Origin of the sequence: Collinsella sp. HCP28S3_E9, from assembly GCF_052065455.1 — a bacterium.
Lineage (GTDB): Bacteria > Actinomycetota > Coriobacteriia > Coriobacteriales > Coriobacteriaceae > Collinsella.
Window position 1 is genome coordinate 1 of sequence record NZ_JBQHTZ010000001.1, and the last position, 21,272, is coordinate 21,272.

Here is a 21,272-nt window from a genome sequence, read left to right on the forward strand (position 1 = left end):
ATTGCCTTTCCACGAATCCTAACTTCAGCAATTAAGATTCTAGGCGATAACCGCTTCCTGCTTTCTACGGCCAGGGAAGCGGCCCCTTACACCAACATTCGGCACGCGATCAGTTTTTCAACGGGAATTCGATAAAAGGTGTCTTTGTAGCTGCAATTTAAATATGAGTCACCACACCTCAACCGTTACGTCAAATAGCTTCTGAGTCAAACCGAGCACATAAGCGAACCAATTTAATACAACCACCTGTAAAAAATCTGAGGCACGTTTTCGATATGACAAGAGCCGCTTGAACGAGGAGTACTTGAACCCCACCGCTCTTGCAGCTCTTGAGGGCACTTTGCCGGATCTTGAAATTACTTCGCTCTAAAGCAAGAAGTACTCACTGTCGGAGGATAGGTTCGGCCCGAGCCACGGATCGCCATCCAAGAAGAACTCAGGCCAGCGCCGCATGAACAGTGCTTGCTAGCGCTTCCAGCGGCGAAGTTTTTCCTCGTTGCCCTCTCCCCTGCCGCGCGAGGTGAACTCGTGGTGGTACAGCTCTGCATAGGGCGTAAAGATGGTGCGGTAGCCGGCCACCCACACCCGAGGGCAAAAGTCTGCGTCGTTAAAGCCGGCGGCGAGTTCCTCGTTGTAGCCTCAAACCTGCTCAAATACGTCGCGTAGGACCATCTGGTAGGCGCCCGTCACGGCACTGAAGTTGCCCGGGCGCACAGCACGGGCAAGATAGCCCCCACGCTTTGCAAAAGGCATCTTTGTGGCCGCAAATTAAAAAACGCAATATCATGCCCATATCGATACGTCATATGCGGCCAGCGCATTCTATTGATGTGGAAACCGGTTCGATTCCTTGATTTAAACCGAAGCCTCTACAGCAATTAATAGCGCCTCCAACAACACCAGCACCAGAGGCATGCCGACCGAGTCATCATCGACGGTCTCAGAAACTTAGCAACGGTTACCATGTCAGCCTTCGGCTCGATCGGCTTCTTAACAGCAGCCTCGGTGATAGTCGTCTTAGTTGCAACAACCGTGGGCGTTACCATGCCTCTAACAGGTTTTTCGTGCTCACGACGCGCTTTCCTAGATGATTATCGGCCAATCCGCTACAACCAGTGAACGCTGGTTCGGAATCCCAATCTTTCCACCACCAGCGTAGCGGGATCGTCTTCAAATCACGTATGCGGAAGAAAATATCAAAAGTCTTGGTTCTACGACAAAGCTTTATTTAACAAATCGAAAGGGCCGATAAAACGTATGATGAAACCAATCAAGAGCTTCCTGAGACCTTCCAACATTAAGCAAATCGTGAACACAGCTGTTGGAACCAGAAGTACCTGCAACATTCCCAGTCCAACGCCGACACGCGTAAAGGGAAACTGCGAGCTCCAGATCCAATTTTGGATAGGCCCATAGTCAGAAATAAGATAAGTAGCAAAACACAGTTTCGCAACAGTGTTAACGAAACGGGAGGAAAAATGCGGCATTTTTAAATCGATCAACAAGACAGAGATGGCTATAACTAGTGAAAAAATAGACGCCGGCGAACCAAAAAAGCCGTTATACAAATTCGCAAAGGTCGAGCCCAGCAAACCATCAAAATGGAATTGACCATAAAACGAGATTGCAACTCCAACAAAAGAAGCAATGCAGCAAGCAACCAAGTGCCTTATATTCACTGTTGACAAATCTACATACCAGCGAATATAGCAAACAAGAACGCAAATTATAATAAAATCCACTAGTAGCCCGTCGATGGGAATCCAAAAGAGCGGCACATAACGCAGGAATCCAAAGGCGAAGACCAGAAAGATTGATAGATAAAGATGTAGTTTCTGGTCCAACGCATGCAAAGCCGGAATTAAAAAGGGCAGTAAAAATACAAGCCAAGCATAGACGGTTACAAACCACCAACTAGAACCAGTAAGAATTGGTGCAAAAATATCTATCAAATTGGTTGGACTTACTTGAATATCGCCGCGAAGCATGAAGAAAAAACCCAGCGCAATACTATAAAAGAGAACCGTGCCTTCGATTGAAGCTATCTGTTTGACAGCTTGTTTAATGGAGTATCCAGCTTTCCCCGCAACAAACCAGATTGTTATTGCAACAAAACAGCCGACCGCAGTTCTTCCAATTGGATAGAAAAAGATATTGTAGAAAAACCTAGTAAACGAACCAGGAAATACGGAAACAGAATCAGCGTTGTGAACAACAAAATGATGAGCTATTACCGTCCACATAAGGACAATGCGAAGTAATTCGATACGGGAATCTCGTATTTTTGCCATAATGCCCCCAAGTAAAATCAAAACCTAATTAAGCCTCGACCTAGAACCGCTCGAGAATCTCCTCGGCATTTTCTCGCAGATAAATATCTAAATCCGGCACGGCAAACTGCACGTAACCCCTCTGTGGTGCCTGAATAACCTCTCTTTGTAGCAATTTGGCCCTAATAGAGCTGATCTCATTGGTCTTTTTACCCATGCGCTTAGCAATCTCGGCTGATTTGGACTGTTGTTTATCCTCGCACATGGCCAAAAGGTATTTGATATCGTTGAGCCCCAGTCCAGAAATCGCGGGCTCGTGAACAACATCGTGAAAACGAGCCTCTGCCAACGCAATGCCTTCGGTGACGTCGCGCTCGCTCACAATGGCACTTTTGGCACGATGCAAGTTGGCGCGCTGCCAAATGGAATAACCGACCAGTTGCACCAGATAGGCATAGCCCTTAGTGGCCTCAGCGGCTCTCGACAGAAGATCGTCCTCTATGGTCAAACCAGTCGCGACAAAGCTATCGCCCATAGAGAGCGCTACCTCCACCTGGTTGATAGGCGCCAGATCTTCGGGGAGGGCACGACGCAAGAACGTAAGCGCCTTGCCGTTAATAAGATCCATAACGCCGGCCGGTAAGCCGGCAAAGGCAAGTGCGATATCTACTTATATCGGATAATATCGAGTTATATAAGCCTGTATAAACTTATCGCGAAAGTATCGACCTTTCGTAATTTGTCTTAATAAGTATTCCAATGTTGCTTTCTTCCAAGCTCATACCGAAAGAAAGTTAAGGACTTCCTAAAAACCATTGCCTTAATACGAGAAATACTCGCTCTCAGCGGATAAATTCGGCCCCAACCACGGATCGCCCGTCAAGAAGAACTCCGGCCAGCGCTGCATGAACAGTGCCTGTTCGCGTTTCCAACGGCGCAGCTTTTCCTCGTCGGCCTCTTCCCTGCCACGCGAGGTGAACTCGTAGTGGTACAGCTCGGCATAAGGCGTAAAGATGGTGCGGAAGCCCGCCTTCCACACGCGCAGGCAAAAGTCTGCGTCGTTAAAACCGACGGCGAATTCCTCGTTATAGCCTCCGATCTGCTCAAATACGTCGCGTCGGACCATCTGGCAGGCGCCCGTTACGGCGCTAAAGTTGCCCGGACGTACAGCGCGGGCAAGATAGCCCTCTCGCTTTGCCGAGAAATCCTGGTTGGCATGGGCAAGTGCGCCGCGCACACCAATCAAAATGCCATCGTGCTGCACCGGATGATCGGTAAAGAAGAGCTTGGCACCCGCCACGCCCGCATCGGGGCGCTGCAGATACCCCATCAATTCCTCGATAAAGCCTGGCACTATAACCTTGGTATCGTTGTTGAGCAGCAGGCAGTCACCCTTAGCGCACCCAACGCCATAGTTGATAATCTTGGAGTAGTTAAACTCGCCTGGACGGTATTCAACGCGAGCGCTACCCTTACCGTCAGACGCGGCAGGCACGCGCTCCGGCAGGGCCTCGTAATGCGCAAACGTCTCCGGATCTTCGCTGTTGTTCTCCACCAAGACGATTTCGTAGTTGACTTACGTTGCATTCTCGGCAATCGACATCACGCAGGCATCGAGCGTCTCGACGTGATCCTTGGTCGGAATCACAATGCTCACCAGCGGCGCAGGTTTAGGCAGAGCATAGCGCATGCAATAGACAAATGGGGTCTCAGTCTCCTCGACCGTTCCGCAAATATCCAGCGAAGCAAAACGCCTGGCCAAGTGGACCGACCGCTACGACGTCATCCAGGGTTCGCGCCTGGACTTTGACGGCGGCGCCTTCTTTTGGCAGTACCAGCTCATCCTTTCGCTTGGTATCCCCAACCCCATCGCTAAGTGGGACCTGGGCCCCAAGGGCTACCGCGCCATGAACCAGTTGTGCTTTGAGGGCGGCCTGTTCTCACGCCGTGTTGTCGACAAGATCGGCCTGCCTGACGCTCGTTTCTTTATCTATGGCGACGATGCCTGCTATGGCTATGTCGCCAGCCAACACTTCCCTGCCGTCGTAGTCGCCGATGTGGTGCTCAAGCGCGCCCGCGCCGTCTCCAACTGGGATATCGCCGGTAAGCGTCAGCTCAATTCCACCAGTGACACCAATCGCTACTACATCATGCGCAATCGCGGCTATTTGGCCCGCTACATGCAGATCTACGGTGATTACCACCCCATTTTGTTCCGTTTGGGCAATGTGGCGACCTTCTGCAAGGAGTTTATCCGCCTTGCCGCCGTCGACAAGTGCTTTAAGACCGGCATTCCGGCGCTGCGCCGTGGCATGAAGGATGCCCGCAAGATCGTACGCGACCCCAACTGGAAGCCCATGCCGCCCATGAAGGAAACCGAGTAAAGCCGGCCCTCCTATAACTTCTGACATGCGACGGCAACTCGTTGCCCATCAAAGCCAAACCCCCAGCGCATGCGGCCCACGGCAGGACGCGGCACGCGAATGTCGTCGAGACCGCTCCGTTCGATATCGAGCAATGCCTGCACTGACAGAAGCTCTAGGCCCAACGCATCGACATCGGGGTCGTACAGCATGCTGACCGAGATCAGCGGGCGGCTATCCAATATGCCAAGTGTATCCGCCGCATCAAAGGTATTGGCGGTCGGAAACACCTGGAAACCCCCAAACTCCGAACCGTGCGCTCGTTTTGTAACAGGGTCGGCATATCCAGGCAACCCAAAACAAAGACCCTGCAGTGCCAAACGAAAAGCCAGTAGCAAATCCGACTCGTCTCCATCGACGCCCAAATCATTAATAATTACGCCCAAAGCTCGCCTAACTGCACGCTCGTCTCCGCGGCAAAGACCCTCTTGGAAATCGTCGATAGTCTCGGCACTCTCGGCAGCGCACTCGAACCATTCGATAATCACATGACGCATCGCATACCGGAGCTCGTTATTGGGAAGGCGCAGGGCGCGGGGCAGACTGCCGTCCGCCTGGCGATCAGTCGCATCTGTCGTCAGGAGTCCACTCAAATACAAATCGGTCCAAATACCTTCCGCTGTCCCGGCATCAGGCTTCACGGCGTCCAAGCACAGTGGCGCCTCAACACAGCCATACGGATTAAGCAAATCAAACATTGCCGCAAGCCATCTTAAATCCCAGGCGCCCACAGTCTCGTTCAGACAATCGGCATAGCAACATACATCAAAGCGGGTTGGCGGCAGGCAGCCCCGAGCCAAGAACTCAACCACACGAGCCGGGTTCGAACAATAGAACCCGCCAAACCGGTAGCCTTCGAACCATTCACGCGCGCAAGCCAGTCTGTCGCTCTGACCAGTGCAATCTAGCAGCGCCCTGTTTTCGGCATCCGAAAAACCAAAGCGGCGATCGCACCAGCTCGACAAGGGAGAAGCCAAACAATACGGGCAGTTGCGATGCGCAAATGCCGCCTGTGCGGGGCCGGGTCGCTCCCCCATCAAGCAAACCAGCCGCAAAGAATCGATCGAGGAGACAATGCCCTCAAAGAGCAAGCGGTCAAGCAACTCGACAAAGCACGAGCCATAGGCGCCCTTCGCCTGCATATGATTCGTAAACGCCGCGTCATACCCATCAACCAGCAGCACAACCTGTTCATCACATGCCATACGGAGGAGCAAGATTAACACGCCAAGAGCCGAATCGATTTCATCAGAACCGGCAACACCACGCGCTACGCGCTCGATATGGCGCACGTCGCCGCGCGCTAAATCGGGAACGTCCAGCAGCGGCAACAGACGAGCGCACTCACGAGCGACCGCATCGCGCATGGCGGCCTCGGCATCGGCGCCTCGATAGGAGGAAGTAGAAAAATCCAAAGCAATGACCGGATAGCGTGCATACTCATCACGATAGATGCCATCTTCTGCGTCCCATATTTGGCTACCGATGAACAGATTCACGCTCGACGAGCCGGGCACAGGACGCTCCAGATAACATTTGAGCATGGAGAGGTTCATGCTCTTGCCAAAACCATGAGGCCGACAACAAAGCGCCACAGTCGATTCGCAATCTAAGATATCGGCAATAAACATGGTCTTATCAACTAAAACACAATGATCGGCGGCATCGGCAAAATCATGAATATCAATCGGCAGAACAGCATTTCCGCCGGGATTGAGCAACTTCACGTCAAAGGTGTTATCAATATCATACATTGCCTGTTCAGACACCGTTTTATCTCCCCTTTTATAATAACGATGCCATTTTAGCGACCATCTTGATAACAATTTTGTTGTTCAACAAATGATTCGGGTAACGGTAGATGTGGCTCCATAAAGGGGGGCATAACAAAACGATTCGCAACAAATAGGGGTCCGGTGCTATCGCATCGGGCCCCTATTTGAATCGCTAAGGCAAAACGCTCGCTGAGAGCCTACTTTTGGGCGTCTTTCTCCGCAGCGTCTTTGTTTTGCTGATCAAGTTTATGCTTACCGCTCACAATAGACGTAGCGCCCAATGTGGCCAAGCTCGCGCTGGCAAGGCTCGCCATCAAAATCAAGTCACCCGTCTTGGGCATGCTGCCCTTAGAGGACTCAGTCGTCGTGGCTGAAGCAGTCACAACCTTGGTCTTACCCTGGTTCTGGTCGGCGGCATCATCAACCAGGCCCTTGGACCCATTGTCGTCCGTGTGCTTGCCATCCTTATCAAGGCGGGGATCCTTCGATTCCGCACCGTCTGATTCCGTGCCCTTGTCGGAATCAGACCCCTTAGAACCCTCGTCCTTCGAATCGCCCTTAGCATCCTCGGTCTTTTCCGTAGCGCCCTGGTCGGAGCCATCCTTCTTGGAAGACGAGCTGCTGTTGATGTCAACCATCAGCGAGGAGCCAAACATGGAGCCAAGTTGTTCGCTCGCAGAGGGTTTGCCATTCGTCGACGAGTCGCTCGAACCGGCAGTCGATCCACCGGCGGAAGAACCAGACCCTGCCGCAGCATCTGCGGAATTCGAAGGCGAGGCAGACCCCGCGCTGCCGCCCGATGCGACATCGCCATTTCCGTCGCTTGCTCCGGCATCGTATGAAGGAGCATCGACGGTATCCTCGTCAGCACCATTGGTATCGGCACTAGGCCCAGAGGGAGCAACGGGAGCGGCGGGCGCCTGGCTAGGCGCTGGAGTCACGGGCTTGGGCTCAGGCTCGGGTTCAGGCTCGACCGGCGGCGTCGCCGCGGCCTCGTCCTCGGTAATATAGACCAGGCAATCCTTAAGCTCGTTCTTGTAACGGTTCTTCCAGCCCTCGTGATATTGCGGCTGGCTCGAGTACTTACGGGCAACGTTATTGACCACGCTGCTGGAAAGCGCCGTCACAAATTCACGGTCGGTCATATCGTTTGTAAGATTTGCCCAGCGGAAAAAGTCCTGGCAGCCATAGGTGCCGCACATGTTGGTGATGCTCCACACCATACCCTTGACGCAATCGGCGCGGCCAGAGATATCAATACCAAGCGCGCTCTTGAGCCAGGCCTCGGTCACCGCGTAATAGGAGTTGTATGCATATGAATCTTGCAGCGCCGAGAACTCAGCCGGATCGGCGTTATAGGCGCCCTGGAAGGCCTCCTGTGCAATGCGGCCCAGCTCCGTCAGCTGGCCATTGGAATACATGGGGTTGCTTGCGTTGGAGATATCGCCCCCGCGGTCAATTGCAGACTTAAGCATGCCGTACTTGGCAGGATTGTAGTTATAGACCTGCTTCATAAACGGGACGAGCGACCAGCGTCGGTCGAACTGGTAATAGCCCAGCGCGTTATAGCCGTCGCCATACGAAAAGCCCTGGTTATAGTTGCCGTGGCTCTCATACTTGGTAAAGTACTTCATCTCGCTGGTCACATTGACAAACGAGACGCCTTGGACCGACCTCAGCACGCCCGAGAAAGACTGCTGGGTATAAAGGCCCTTATCGATATCGGTGGCATCCGAGGCAACGCCCGGCGTGGGCTCATCCGCAGCAGCGGGCGCGGGCGCGGCAACGGCGCCAAACGAAAGAGCCAGCGTCAATCCGGCAACAATCGCAGAATGCTTGGGCTGCATAAGATCCTCCTTGCATTGGTGTAGTTAAAGTGCAGTTTGCAAAGATAGATTTAAGTATCGCAGCAAGACCGATGTCGTACAACAACAACTCGACAAACGGTAACACCCTCCGCGAAATCTTAAGGAATTGTGCTCGAGTTACAGCTTGATATCGAAGTTAATCTCGGGCACGGCCGCCAAGTCGGCCAACGTCACGCCGTCGACGTACTTTTCAATCACGTCGTCCAGACCGCGCCAGAACTTCACAGTAGAGCACAGATCGCTGCGAGTGCAGTTGTTATCGATGCCATCGCACGCGACGGGCGCCGTGCTGCCCTCGACGGCGCGCAGTATGTCGCCGGCTCGCACCTTGGCCGGGTCCACGGCCATCATGTAGCCGCCGCCCTTACCGCGCACACTCTTGAGCAGGCCCGCCTTCATAAGCGGACGGACCAGCTGCTCCAAATACTTTTGCGAAATATGCTCACGGTCGGCAATCTCGCGCAGGGCGATTTTGCCCTCGGCGTCACCGAGCGCCGCGATATAAATCATCAAACGGAGGGCATAGCGGCCCTTAGAAGAAATGAGCATACCTACCCTCCCGGTGCGCTTGAGAAAAAATCATCAGCAGAGTTTGCCCCCGATGCCAAGCGTGTGGGACAGACGATCCCGACTATTATGTCCCACATCTGAAAAGTCGAGTGGATTAGTCGGATTTTCCCTTGACTAACGCCGAACCCATAGTAACTTTATTCCGAGAAGATTCCTAGGGTTTAGTACACCTATGAGTACACCATAAACAGAGAGGGACAGCATGAGCGCAAATCCGCTGCTTTCCATCGAAGGTCTGACCGCCTCCGTGGACGAAAAGACCATCCTCCACAACGTCAACCTCAACGTCGCCGCCGGCGAGACCCATGTGCTGATGGGGCCCAACGGCGCCGGCAAGTCCACCCTCGGCCACCTGGTCATGGGCGACCCCGTCTACACCGTGCAGAACGGCCGCATCGTCTTTGACGGCCAAGACATCACCGAGCTCACCACCGACAAGCGTTCGCGCGCCGGCCTGTTCCTGAGCTTCCAGGCTCCGGTCGAGATCCCGGGCGTGCCGCTGTCGAGCTTTTTGCGCGCCAGCATCGCCGGCCGCCCCGGCCTGGAGATGAAGGGCAAGGAATTCCGCCGTCGCGTCAAGGAGCTCGCGGCCGAGCTCAACATGGATACCGCTTACCTCAACCGTGAGCTGGGCGTAGGCTTCTCGGGCGGCGAGAAAAAGAAGGTCGAGATGCTCCAGCTTCTGCTGCTGCAGCCCAAACTCGCCATCCTGGACGAGACCGACTCCGGCCTGGACGTCGACGCCCTGTCCACCGTCAGCCACGGCATGGACGCCTACCGCAAGAGCTGCAACGGTTCCATGCTCATCATCACGCACAACACGCGCATCCTGGAGCACCTGGATGTCGACCGCGTCCACGTTATGGTCAAGGGCCACATCGTGCGCGAGGACGACGCCTCGCTGATCCCCTGGATCGACAAGAACGGCTTTGAGGCCTTCGAGCGCGAGGCTGCCGAGCAGCGCGCCCAGGCCGAGGCCGTCGCTGCCGAGCAGCAGGCGTAAAGGGGCGACGCAATGACCAAGAACCGCACCGAGGTCGCGGACATCGACCGCAGCCTCTACGACTTCACCTATGGCGAGGAGGGATTCGAGCGCCTCGACGCCGGCATCACGCCCGACATCGTGCGCGAGATCAGCGCCAAGAAGGACGAGCCGCAGTGGATGCTCGACCTGCGCCTCAAGTCCCTCGAGATTTTCAACCGTTTTCCCGACCCGACGTGGGGCCCCTCCATCGAGGGCCTGGACATGGACAACATCGTCACCTACGTCAAGCCCAACACCGACCAAAAGCACGACTGGGAGTCGGTGCCCGACGACATCAAGAACACCTTTGAGCGCCTGGGCATCCCCGAGGCCGAGCGCAGCTACCTGGCGGGCGTCGGCGCGCAGTACGACTCCGAGCTCGTCTACCACAACATGCAGGACACCGCGTCCAAGATGGGCATCGTCTACTCCGGCATCGAGGAGGCCCTGCACGACCCGCGGTGGGAGCCGCTCATCCACGAGAAGTTTATGACGCTCATCCCGCCCACCGACCACAAGTTTGCGGCCCTGCACGGCGCCGTGTGGTCGGGCGGCTCGTTTGTCTACGTGCCCAAGGGCACCAAGCTCGATTTTCCGCTGCAGAGCTACTTCCGCCTCAACGCCAAGGGCGCCGGCCAGTTTGAGCACACGCTCATCATCGTCGAGGACGACGCCGACCTGCACTTTATCGAGGGCTGCTCCGCGCCCAAGTACAACGTGGCCAACCTCCACGCCGGCGCTGTGGAGCTCTTTGTGGGCAAGCGTGCGCACCTGCGCTATTCGACCATCGAGAACTGGTCCAAGAACATGTACAACCTCAACACCAAGCGTGCGCGCGTGGATGAGGACGGCGACATCGAGTGGATCAGCGGCTCCTTCGGCAGCCACGTGGGCTACCTCTACCCCATGAGCGTGCTCAACGGCCGCCGCGCCCGCTCGAGCTTTACCGGCATCACCTTTGCCGGCGCCGGCCAGAACCTCGATACCGGCTGCAAAGTCGTACTCAACGCGCCCGAGACCTCGGCGACCGTCGAGACCAAGGGCATCTCCAAGAGCGGTGGCATCCAGACCTTCCGCAGCTCCATCGTGGCCACGCCCAAGGCCGAGGGCTCCAAGGCAACCGTGAGCTGTCAGTCGCTCATGCTCGACGACCAGAGCCGCTCCGACACCATCCCCGCCATGGACATCCGCGCCAAGAACGTCGACATCGGCCACGAGGCCACCATCGGCCGCATTGGCGACGACAAGGTGTTCTATCTGATGAGCCGCGGCATCTCGGAGGAAGAGGCCCGCACCATGATCGTCAACGGCTTTGCCAACCCGGTCTCCAAGGAGCTGCCGCTGGAGTACGCCGTCGAGATGAACAACCTGATCAAGCTCGAGATGGAAGGAGCGATCGGATAATGAAACAGACCACCAACACGCCGAACGCATTTACGTCATCCGAGCTTCTGCAGTGCGACGTATCGGGAGCGACGAGCCCGACGACGCGTACTAAAGGTACGCGAGGAGGGTCGGAGCCCCGAGACGGCGTGCTGCAGGAGATCGGGGGCGTCAACGCGATGCCGGCTGCCACATGGGGTTGGCTCAAGATGAACCAAACCAAGCTCGAGCTTTCGGACGAACTTGCTGCCGCTCCTGCCGAGGCCGTTGAGGTCGAAGGCCTGGACGAGCAGATCCATGGTGCGGGCGACGCCTTCGACACCGCCATGGACGCCATGGCCGAGCGCTTCCCCGAGCGCCGCGCCTCCGCCCCCGGCGACGCCGCCGATCGCGCCCGCATCACACCCGAGACCGAGCTCGACGTGCCTGCCACTTCCGTCTACCAGGCCGGCGCCATCAAGCTCGAGGAGGAGCTCTCCCCCGCCGAGGCCTTCGAGACCGGCATGGGCGAGGCCGCCTACACCTATCTGGCCGACCACGCCACCAAGCGCATCGTCATCGATGTGCCCGCCTACGGCCGTGCCACGGTCACCGTGCGCGTGAGCGGCGTCGACGCCGCCGCTGCCATCGCCGCCATCGATGTCGTCGCCCGTCCGCAGGCAACGCTCAACCTGCAGATCGCCCTGGACTCCCCCGTTACCGGCGAAGGCGTCGTGGGCTCCGTGCTGCGTGTGTGCGCCCACGAGTACGCCACCGTCAACGTTGCCTGTACGCAGACGCTCGACGACAGCTGGATCACGCTCGACGACACCGGCCTGTTCCTGGACGAAGGCGCACGCGTCAACGTGCAGCACACCGTACTGGGTGCTGGCGCCAGCGCCACCGGCCTTGCCGGCGACCTGCTGGGCGACACCGCCAAGGTGACGATCGATACCGATTACCTGGGCGCCCGCCAGCAGGTGCGCGACTTTAACTACGAACTTCGTCACCGCGGCCGCAAGACCGAGTGCGAAATCGATGCCAACGGTGTACTGACCGGCACGTCCAAGAAGGTCTACCGCGGCACCATCGACCTCGTGCACGGCTGCAAGGGTGCCGTCGGCACCGAGCGCGAGACGGTGCTCTTGGCCAACAAGGGCGTCGACAACAAGACCGTTCCCGTCATCCTCTGCGACGAGGACGACGTCGCCGGCAACCATGGCGCCACCATCGGCCACGTCCGCGACGAGCAGCTGTTCTACCTCGCCTGCCGCGGCCTTGACCAAAATGCCGCCGAGGACCTGTTCATCCGTGCCAAGCTGGAGGACGCCGCACTTTCCGCCGCCGACGAGCGCATCCGCGCCGCCGTCGTCCGCTTGGGCAACAACCTGATCGATAACTTTGAGGAGGAGCTCGCATGATCGACACCGAGCACGTTAAATGCGATACCTGTACTGCCCCCGAGCCCATGGAGTTCGACGCCAGCGACGAGGCCTCGCGCGGCTGGCCTACCGTCGACATCGAGACCAATCCCTACAAGGCGCAGTTCCCGCTGTTCCAGCAGCACCCCGAGATCGCCTTCCTCGATAGCGCCGCCACCGCGCAGCGCCCCGCCTGCGTGCTCGACGCCGAGCGTGACTTCTACCAGCGTATGAACGCCAACCCCCTGCGCGGCCTGTACTCGCTGTCCGTCGAGGCCACCGAGGCCATCGCCAAGGTCCGCCAGCAGATCGCCGACCTCATCGGCGCCTCCCAGGCCAACGAGATCGTCTTCACCCGCAACACGAGCGAGTCGCTCAACCTGGTCGCCAAGAGCTTTGCGCCCACGGTGCTCGAACCCGGTGACGAGGTCGTCATCACCATCATGGAGCACCACTCCAACCTGATTCCGTGGCAGCAGGTCTGCCGCGAGACCGGCGCCAAGCTCGTCTACCTCTACCCCACCAAGACCGGTCAGCTCACAACCGAGGAGGTTCTATCCAAGGTGGGCCCCAAGACCAAGATCTTGGCCGTGGGTCAGATCTCTAACGTGCTGGGCGTCGAGAACCCGGTCAAGAATCTCGGCAAGCTCGTGCACAAGCACGGCGGCTATCTGGTCGTCGACGGCGCGCAGTCGCTGCCGCACATGCCGGTCAACGTGGCCGATCTGGGCGCCGACTTCTTTGCCTTTAGCGCGCACAAGGCCATGGGCCCCATGGGCATCGGCGTGCTGTGGGGCAAGATGGATCTGCTCAACGCCATGCCGCCCATGCTTACCGGTGGCGAGATGATCGATTCGGTCACCGAGCAGGACGCCGTCTGGGCGCCCGTCCCCGAGAAGTTCGAGGCCGGTACGCAGAACGCCGCCGGCATCTTCGCCACGGGCGCGGCGCTTGATTACCTGGTCAATACGGTGGGCTACGAAAACATCCAGGCACGAGAGCAGGCACTCGTCCACTACCTGATGGGCGAGCTCATGCAGCTCGACTTTGTCCAGATCATCGGCTCCATCTATTGGGACAACCACCACGGGGTCGTCAGCTTTAACGTCAAGGGCATCCACCCTCACGACGTCGCGAGCATCATGGACATGGACGGCGTCTGCATCCGTGCCGGTCACCACTGCGCGCAGCCGCTGCTCACCTGGCTGGGCGTCGAGAACCTTGCCTGCTGCCGCGCCAGCGTGGCCTTCTACAACGACAAGGCCGATATCGATAAGTTCATCGCCGGCCTGCATCACGTTTGGAGCACGTTCAATGGGTAATCTGTACACCTCCACCACGTTTATGGAGCACAACTCCCACCCCGACTACAAGTACGAGATGGATGCGCCCACGCACGAACACGACGGCATCAACCCCAGCTGCGGCGATGAGCTCACCCTGCAGCTGCGTGTCGAGAACGATGTGATCGAGGAGGCCTCGTTTACCGGGCACGGCTGCGCCATCAGCCAGGCCAGCGCCGACATCATGGCCGACCTCATCACGGGCGAAACGGTCGAGGAGGCTCGTCGTCTGGCAGGGCTTTTCCTCGCCATGATCCGCGGCGAGGAGCTCTCCGAGGAAGACTTGGAAGACTTGGACGAGGCTGCTCAGCTCCAGGACATCTCACACATGCCCGCCCGCGTCAAATGCGCCGAGCTCGCCTGGCGCACCCTCGACGGCATGCTCGAGGGTCAGGCTAACCAGTAACGGATGCCCCGAATCCAAGGTTTTTGATTGCCGAGCCGCCCGATACGGGCGGCTCGGCTTTTTCATAACGAGCGCACGCGCAGCCACGCTTCCGGCGCCCAATCTGTCATTTATCGCACGGCCAACCGCAAGCACAAGCGTTTTTCACAGTACCAAAGGCTTGCCACAGGGCCACGGGGCACGCCGAGCAAAGCGCCAGGCACCGTCCTACTAGGCTCCGGCTCGCCTCCTGCCTGCCGCAGACGGGTCCCATAGGGTGCGGCGTGCATTTTTGCGAGTTTTCAGCACGCCAAGCTATGTGCATACAAATCACGAGCATCAATTAGCGCCTTCGGGCGCGTATATATTGCGTTTTAGAACAGGCATTACGGTCTACGGGGACGCAAACGCGTGCTTCGGGGCGTATTGGCAGACAAATAATTGTCTCGGGGCCCGCAAGTTGCAAGGTTATAGCAGTTCCGACAGCACTACGATGCTGAAAACTCCGCTTTTTGCACGGCGTGGACGGGGGTAGGTACGGGCAAAACCGGACTGAGCTATTGTTTTATGCAAGACGGCAATCATTCTATGCATATTTAGAAGTGTAGCTAACGTCCAAGCATTTAGAATGATGGTCCCAGTGGGCAGACAGCCCTATCCCAGGCTGTCATCAGTCCGCACCGCCGTTCGAGCACGGGCGCGCACAATACGAGAAGCGGTACTTTTGCTTATCCCCGTATACCGCTCAATCTGGCGCACCGTAAAACCAGCATCGCGCAATCCAAGAATAACGATATTACGCTGCGCCGGCGGCGCCGCTTTAACCCCCTGGAGCGCAACCCCGCATCCCTTCGCCAACTCGTCGGCAAAGGCGCGCCGCTCCAACTCCATCTCTACCAAATCGCGCATCGCCGGATCGCCGCCGTCGGGCGTCGAAAGCGAATAGGCAATAAAGGCCTTAGCCGAACCAAAAAGCTCAAGCACGCAAGAAGGATCGGAAAATACCCTCGTAGCATCTGCCTCGTCACCGTCGTAAACGCGCAGATGCTCCGCAAAGCTGCTCCAGGGATAACGCTCAATTAGGTTGATGCCCGCATCCTGCGGATTGGCGTGAACGGAGCGAACAGCCTCCATCACCTGTCGGTCGGTATCGAGCGAGCGGCGCTCAAAACGTTCCCGGAACAGGCAGCCCGATCGCCCGGTACGCTTATTGAACCGACGAGCATACGTCAACAGCAGGCGTTGCATGGCTGCACTCATGTTGTCCTCATAACTCCAAAAGTACCAGATCCACGTGGTCGCCCATGAGGCACCACGCCACAATCGTTACCTGGGCATCGCGGCAGCAGTCGCGCATCAGCTCCAAAAACTCCCACCGGTCCTCGTCGCTCTCAAAGATCAGCTGACTGCCCATACCGCGGGCACAGACATGGTAAAAACCGGTGATCGTTTTCCAAACACGCTGCATGGCGCTCCCTTCGCCGGGACCTGCTTACCATCCAATACATCACGATTGAAACGTGCCATCAAAACATTCACGCAAAATGGCACCCGTCGACGGTAAAAGGCGGCAAACCGACGGCGAAAGGCATCATAACCACAGGCTAGACACCGCAACAGGGGCAAGAACTAACCAAATACTTGACCAAAGCTGACCCCCTAAAACGTAACGCATAACCGCAAACCACCTTGTTAAATCGTTTCAATTGAAAGTTCCGCGCTTCTCGTTACGAAAACTGCGCCGTTCGCCGAATATTCCGTGCATTTCGCGGTATTATAGGGGCTGCATGTCATGTCCCTTTCGAAGGGTCGCCCGGCAATCACCAGCCACGACCTCCAGACGGGACGCCAACACGATAGAGAGGAGAGGCATGCAGTACTCACAGGAAGTGGAGAACATGTGCCCCGTTGCCAAGGGTGCATACCACGGCCCCGCACCCATCCCCGAGGAGGGCAAGTGGGTCCAGGCTAAGGAGATTTCCGACATCTCCGGTCTTACGCACGGTGTGGGTTGGTGCGCACCTCAGCAGGGCGCCTGCAAGCTCACGCTGAACGTCAAGGACGGCATCATCGAGGAGGCCCTCGTTGAGACCATCGGCTGCTCGGGCATGACCCACTCTGCTGCCATGGCTTCCGAGATCCTTCCCGGCAAGACCATCCTCGAGGCCCTCAACACCGACCTCGTCTGCGACGCCATCAACGTTGCTATGCGCGAGATCTTCCTGCAGATCGTTTACGGCCGCAGCCAGACCGCGTTCTCCGAGGGCGGCCTGCCCGTGGGCGCCTCCCTCGACGACCTCGGCAAGGGCCTTCGCTCTCAGGTCGGCACCATGTTCGGCACCAAGGCCAAGGGCGCTCGTTACCTCGAGCTCGCTCAGGGCTACGTCACCCGCATGGCTCTCAACGACAAGAACGAGATCATCGCGTTCGAGTTCCTGAACCTCGGCAAGTTCACCGACGCCGTCAAGGCCGGCAAGACCCCCGAGGAGGCCATCGCTGGCGCCATGGGCCACTATGGTCAGTGGGAGAACGCTGCCAAGTACATCGACCCGCGCACCGACGAGGAGACTCACTCCGTCGCCAGCGTGTTCCCGGTTCACGAGTAGAAAGGGAGGGAAATAACTATGACTGTTACGTTCGAAGGTTACGAGCGCCGCGCTGACAAGATCAACAAGTGCCTCGCCGACAACGGCATCGCCTCCCTCGAGGAAGCTCTGCAGATCTGCACCGACAAGGGCTTCAACCCGCGTGAGATCGTCAACAACACCCAGTCCATCGCCTTCCAGAACGCTGAGTGGGCCTACACCCTCGGCTGCGCTCTCGCTGTCAAGCGTGGCGCCAAGAACGCTTCTGAGGCTGCCGCCATCATCGGCGAGGGCATCCAGGCCTTCACCGTTCCCGGCTCCGTCGCCGAGGACCGCAAGGTCGGTCTGGGCCACGGCAACCTGGGCGCTATGCTGCTCTCCGACGACACCGAGTGCTTCGCCTTCCTGGCCGGCCACGAGTCCTTCGCTGCCGCTGAGGGCGCTATCGGCCTGGCTCTGAACGCCAACAAGGCTCGTAAGAAGCCGCTGCGCGTTATCCTCAACGGTCTGGGCAAGGACGCCGCCCAGATCATCGCCCGCATCAACGGCTTCACCTACGTGAAGACCCAGTTCGACTACTACACGGGCGAGCTCAAGGTCGTCGAGACCATCCCCTACTCCGATGGTCCCCGTGCTGCCGTTAACTGCTACGGCTCCGACGACGTCCGTGAGGGCGTTGCCATCATGTGGCACGAGAACGTCGACATCTCGATCACCGGCAACTCCACCAACCCCACGCGCTTCCAGCACCCCGTCGCTGGCACCTACAAGAAGGAGCGCATCGAGGCTGGCAAGAAGTACTTCTCCGTCGCCTCTGGTGGCGGCACTGGCCGTACCCTGCACCCGGACAACATGGGCGCCGGCCCTGCCTCTTACGGCATGACCGACACCATGGGCCGCATGCACTCCGACGCCCAGTTCGCCGGTTCTTCCTCCGTGCCTGCGCACGTCGACATGATGGGTCTCATCGGCATGGGCAACAACCCCATGGTCGGTGCCACCGTCGCCTGCGCTGTCGCCGTCGAGGAGGCCCTCAAGGCCTAATCGCGCCCGCGCGATGCTCATATAGTTGAGCTTCGGAGCCGCTATCCACCCGGATAGCGGCTCTTTTTTATTCCAAAACAGCCAATCGCTTTGGATTGCTCCACGAAAACGGCCCATCTACCACGTTTAACCCGCGCAGCTCGACCATAGCCGGGTTTTTTGAAAATCAATAAGCCGTCTACCTGCGGTTTTATTTTTGTAATTCTCGGTATGGTTGGGGGTGACCGCTCAAACGTAGTAGATAGGCCCATTTCGTGGCGAGCGGATCGACCCGAGGCGCAGGACAGCTCGTAAAGCCCCGTCTCAAATTGACTAATCCAAAATAGATGTCCGATATATCAGTTGCAGCGAAATACGAGATGCCCGGAGACGAAGCCAGCGAATGCGTATGACGTCCACCTGCCATATTCGCCCTTTACCGAATAGCGCGGCCTTTGCGTCGCATTAGTCGATCACCCATGCGAAAATGCGCCGGACGAGAAAGGAATCCCATGGAATCGACTGATGTACTGGTAATAGGATCTGGCATTGCGGGCCTTTGTGCCGCCATAGAAGCGGCGCGCGCGGGCGCAACCGTTGCCGTCGCAAGCGCCGGCAAGACCATGAGCGGATCGAGCTTTTTCCCGGGCACCTGGGGCCTAGGTCTCATCGGTCCCGTTAACGAAGACGACGAGCAGGACCTCATCGACACCATCCAAGGCGTCGGCGGCGGTGTCGCCGACCCTACGCTCGTCCAGACGTTCGTCCACGGTATTCCCCAGGCCATCCAATGGCTCGAGCAGGATCTAGGTGTTGAGCTCCAACGCCCGCAAAGCGCCGAGAGCGCCCAGCAAAAGCAATTTATCCCCTGCTTTGACCATAAGACACGCAATTGGCGCGGCCTCACCCGCAAGCCCCTTGAGGACGCGTGTACGGCCCAGATCAAGTCTCTCGGCATTCGCCTGTTCCCCCGCCACGAGCTAATCGACCTTGTTGAGGACACGACCGGAAAGATTATCGGCGCCGTACTCTACGACCGCACAAACGGGCATCTCGTGCCTATGGCAGCTAAGGCCACTATCATCGCTGCAGGCGGCACGGGTGGCCTGTTCGAGCGCAGTCTCACTTCCGCCGACGTGCTCAGCTCCTCGCAGGCCATCGCGCTGGCACACGGCGCAACGCTCACTAATATAGAGTTCATGCAGATGATGCCGGGCTTCATCGAGCCCAAGCGCAACCTTGTCTTTAACGAGAAGACCTGGCGCTACGTACATGTAGACCAGCCGGTCGATATCGCCGACGACAAGCTGGACGATCTACTTGAGCAACGCTCCGGATATGGCCCCTTCACTTCGCGCTTGGCCTCCCGCGCCATCGATCTTGCCATCGATCAAACGGGTGCCGAAGGTCTGGCGCTCCACTACGATTTCCCCCGCGAGGACGTCCCCGAGTTTGTGCAGACCTTTGCCACCTGGCTACAAGACGAGCACGGCATCGCGCCGACCGACGAGATGCGTGTGGCGATGTATGCCCACGCCGCCAATGGCGGCATCAAAATCGACAAGACCGCGTACACGGGCGTTGAGGGCCTCTATGCCTGCGGCGAGGCGACAGGCGGCATGCACGGGGCCGATCGCATTGGTGGCCTGTCAAGCGCCAACGGCATCGTGTTTGGACGCATCGCGGGCGCCTCGGCAGCCCAAGCAGCACAGAATGCACCTGAGGTGGCCCCAAAGGCGGATGTCGCCCTCCCCCAGCATGGCATTGCCACAACAGACGCCGAGCGCCTGACCCGCGGCCTTAAGCACACGATGAGTACCTATTGCATGATCAACCGCACCGAAGGGGGCCTATCCAAGGCGCTGCAAGAGCTTGAGGGCTTGAAGACGGAGGCAACGACCTTCAGCACACAGAAAGCTCAGGACAGCGAAATCGCAGCCCTCGCCCGCCTGCAATCGCAGATTCAACTAGCACAGGAAATGGTCAAAGCCATGCGCAAGCGAACCGAAAGCCTCGGATCGCACTATCGAGCGGACTAAACTGGACACTCATCTAAAGCAGAACACAACTAATCGATATCTATGGGCCCCGTGAGCTCGAGGTGGCACGGGGTCCATTGTACGTGGCAGCCTCATCGACCGTGGAATTGTCCCCGAGAATCTACCGCCTGCCGAGGATACAAAGAAGCTCGAACGTCGCGTGAAAGCAGACGAGAAAAAACTCAAGGAGGGCACAGACGGATTCACCGACCCCCAGGGCAGGCTCGACTTGTAAAGCGTCTGTGCCCTTTCGGGTTCGACCCCATGCGAGGTCAACAAAAAAGACGGCCAACTTTCGCTGACCGTCTTAACATGCTTTGGTGGGCTGTCAGGGGGTCAGCCTGCTGCGCAGGCGGCCGCTGCGGCGCTTCGCGCCTTGCGCGCTGCGCTGGTAAATGTTTACGCATTTCCTCAGCTCCGCGCCCTTTCGGGTTCGACCCCATGCGAGGTCAACAAAAAAGCGACCAGCCTAAGCCAGTCGCTTTAACATGCTTTGGTGGGCCGTCAGGGGGTCAGCCTGCTACGCAGGCGGCCGCTGCGGCGCTTCGCGCCTTGCGCGCTGCGCTGGTAAATGCTTACGCATTTCCTCAGCTCCGCACCCTTTCGGGTTCGACCCCATGCAAGGTCAACAAAAAAGACGGCCAACTTTCGCTGACCGCCTTAACATGCTTTGGTGGGCCGTCAGGGGGTCGAACCCTGGACCTTGGGATTAAGAGTCTTGAACGAGCATTTCTGGCAAACGAACTACGAGCAAAACTGCAGGTTGCGATTATCGCGGTCGTCCCAGATTTACTCAAGCGGCATTGGAGAACGGATATTTACGGTTATAGAGTCATGCATAAAGCCCCTCTCCGGCAAGTCTGCCGGGGAGGGGCTAGCGCTTATGGCCTGTCGATGATCACCTGGTCGCCGTCCTCGTCGAGGTACGGCGTGATCGCAATGCCGCGGGCGCTCTCGACCACGATGTAGGCGCGGTTCGTCGAGCGCTCGAGGGCGATATAGGAGTTCACGTTCTGCGGAAGGTCGTAGAGCGGCCCGTCGGACTGATCCATGACCGTGGCGACGCCTACGGCGCCCGCATCATCCGGACGCGCGAGCGAGCAGACAACGACGATGGCCGCGAACATGGCGAGAACCGCCGCGATGGCGTAGATGACGCCGAGCAGTTTGTCGCTGGTCCTCAT

At 57.9% G+C, this 21,272-nt stretch carries 19 protein-coding genes; 9 read left to right on the plus strand and 10 right to left on the minus strand.

Annotation, left to right across the window (positions count from 1 at the left end):
• Positions 1–1,211: 1,211 nt before the first annotated feature.
• From ACTNA2_RS00005 to ACTNA2_RS00020, 4 genes are all read right to left on the minus strand, one after another.
• Complete coding sequence (locus tag ACTNA2_RS00005) at positions 1,212–2,291, minus strand: acyltransferase family protein (protein ID WP_441048141.1); 1,080 nt, start codon at positions 2,289–2,291, stop codon at positions 1,212–1,214.
• Positions 2,292–2,331: 40 nt separating this feature from the next.
• Positions 2,332–2,898: a hypothetical protein gene (locus ACTNA2_RS00010; RefSeq protein WP_441048143.1), complete on the minus strand. Its 567-nt coding sequence runs from the start codon at positions 2,896–2,898 to the stop codon at positions 2,332–2,334.
• Positions 2,899–3,090: 192 nt separating this feature from the next.
• Positions 3,091–3,834, minus strand: a complete 744-nt coding sequence (locus ACTNA2_RS00015) for a glycosyltransferase family 2 protein (protein WP_441048325.1) — start codon at positions 3,832–3,834, stop codon at positions 3,091–3,093.
• Between the two features lie 12 nt (positions 3,835–3,846).
• Complete coding sequence (locus ACTNA2_RS00020; protein ID WP_441048144.1) at positions 3,847–4,032, minus strand: hypothetical protein; 186 nt, start codon at positions 4,030–4,032, stop codon at positions 3,847–3,849.
• 145 nt (positions 4,033–4,177) lie between these two features.
• Between ACTNA2_RS00020 and ACTNA2_RS00025 the strand changes: the two genes are divergently transcribed.
• Complete coding sequence (locus tag ACTNA2_RS00025; RefSeq protein WP_441048145.1) at positions 4,178–4,654, plus strand: hypothetical protein; 477 nt, start codon at positions 4,178–4,180, stop codon at positions 4,652–4,654.
• An 11-nt stretch (positions 4,655–4,665) separates the two neighbouring features.
• On the opposite strand, the gene ACTNA2_RS00030 is transcribed toward ACTNA2_RS00025, so the two are convergent.
• The 3 genes from ACTNA2_RS00030 to ACTNA2_RS00040 all read right to left on the minus strand — a co-directional run bounded on the left by ACTNA2_RS00030 (position 4,666) and on the right by ACTNA2_RS00040 (position 8,885).
• Positions 4,666–6,462, minus strand: coding sequence for an AAA family ATPase (locus ACTNA2_RS00030; protein ID WP_441048146.1), 1,797 nt, complete (start codon positions 6,460–6,462; stop codon positions 4,666–4,668).
• A gap of 203 nt (positions 6,463–6,665) precedes the next feature.
• Complete coding sequence (locus ACTNA2_RS00035; protein ID WP_441048148.1) at positions 6,666–8,315, minus strand: hypothetical protein; 1,650 nt, start codon at positions 8,313–8,315, stop codon at positions 6,666–6,668.
• 138 nt (positions 8,316–8,453) lie between these two features.
• A complete protein-coding gene (locus tag ACTNA2_RS00040) occupies positions 8,454–8,885 on the minus strand; it encodes an RrF2 family transcriptional regulator (protein ID WP_441048149.1) in 432 nt (143 codons plus the stop codon).
• 223 nt (positions 8,886–9,108) lie between these two features.
• On the opposite strand from ACTNA2_RS00040, the gene sufC reads away from it, so the two are divergent.
• Genes sufC through sufU form a run of 5 tightly spaced genes read left to right on the plus strand, consistent with a single transcriptional unit; the run spans position 9,109 to position 14,462 of the window.
• Positions 9,109–9,909, plus strand: coding sequence for a Fe-S cluster assembly ATPase SufC (gene sufC, locus ACTNA2_RS00045; RefSeq protein ID WP_427747480.1), 801 nt, complete (start codon positions 9,109–9,111; stop codon positions 9,907–9,909).
• Between the two features lie 12 nt (positions 9,910–9,921).
• Positions 9,922–11,334, plus strand: a complete 1,413-nt coding sequence (sufB, locus tag ACTNA2_RS00050) for a Fe-S cluster assembly protein SufB (RefSeq protein ID WP_427794570.1) — start codon at positions 9,922–9,924, stop codon at positions 11,332–11,334.
• Positions 11,334–12,713, plus strand: a complete 1,380-nt coding sequence (locus tag ACTNA2_RS00055; protein WP_441048150.1) for a SufB/SufD family protein — start codon at positions 11,334–11,336, stop codon at positions 12,711–12,713. Before sufB ends, ACTNA2_RS00055 begins: the two co-directional genes overlap by 1 nt.
• Entirely contained in the window at positions 12,710–14,035 is a 1,326-nt protein-coding gene (locus tag ACTNA2_RS00060) for an aminotransferase class V-fold PLP-dependent enzyme (RefSeq protein WP_441048151.1), read from the plus strand. Before ACTNA2_RS00055 ends, ACTNA2_RS00060 begins: the two co-directional genes overlap by 4 nt.
• The gene (gene sufU, locus ACTNA2_RS00065; protein WP_427718807.1) at positions 14,028–14,462 is read left to right on the plus strand and encodes a Fe-S cluster assembly sulfur transfer protein SufU; all 435 of its coding nucleotides are present in this window, start codon (positions 14,028–14,030) and stop codon (positions 14,460–14,462) included. The genes ACTNA2_RS00060 and sufU overlap by 8 nt, the downstream gene beginning before the upstream one ends.
• Before the next feature lie 633 nt (positions 14,463–15,095).
• On the opposite strand, the gene ACTNA2_RS00070 is transcribed toward sufU, so the two are convergent.
• Both ACTNA2_RS00070 and ACTNA2_RS00075 read right to left on the minus strand, forming a co-directional pair.
• Positions 15,096–15,701, minus strand: coding sequence for a hypothetical protein (locus tag ACTNA2_RS00070; RefSeq protein ID WP_441048152.1), 606 nt, complete (start codon positions 15,699–15,701; stop codon positions 15,096–15,098).
• A gap of 7 nt (positions 15,702–15,708) precedes the next feature.
• Positions 15,709–15,909, minus strand: coding sequence for a hypothetical protein (locus ACTNA2_RS00075; RefSeq protein WP_441048153.1), 201 nt, complete (start codon positions 15,907–15,909; stop codon positions 15,709–15,711).
• A 403-nt stretch (positions 15,910–16,312) separates the two neighbouring features.
• Here ACTNA2_RS00075 and ACTNA2_RS00080 point away from each other — a divergent pair, with 403 nt between their 5' ends.
• From ACTNA2_RS00080 to ACTNA2_RS00090, 3 genes are all read left to right on the plus strand, one after another.
• Positions 16,313–17,047: an iron-sulfur cluster assembly scaffold protein gene (locus ACTNA2_RS00080; RefSeq protein ID WP_006235554.1), complete on the plus strand. Its 735-nt coding sequence runs from the start codon at positions 16,313–16,315 to the stop codon at positions 17,045–17,047.
• An 18-nt stretch (positions 17,048–17,065) separates the two neighbouring features.
• Complete coding sequence (locus ACTNA2_RS00085; protein ID WP_154518278.1) at positions 17,066–18,070, plus strand: GGGtGRT protein; 1,005 nt, start codon at positions 17,066–17,068, stop codon at positions 18,068–18,070.
• Positions 18,071–18,561: 491 nt separating this feature from the next.
• On the plus strand, positions 18,562–20,088 hold the full coding sequence (locus tag ACTNA2_RS00090; RefSeq protein ID WP_441048154.1) for an FAD-dependent oxidoreductase: 1,527 nt from the start codon (positions 18,562–18,564) through the stop codon (positions 20,086–20,088).
• An 881-nt stretch (positions 20,089–20,969) separates the two neighbouring features.
• Here the strand turns inward: ACTNA2_RS00090 and ACTNA2_RS00095 are convergent.
• Positions 20,970–21,272 (minus strand): hypothetical protein, encoded by a 303-nt coding sequence (locus ACTNA2_RS00095; RefSeq protein WP_441048155.1) that lies wholly within the window; start codon positions 21,270–21,272, stop codon positions 20,970–20,972.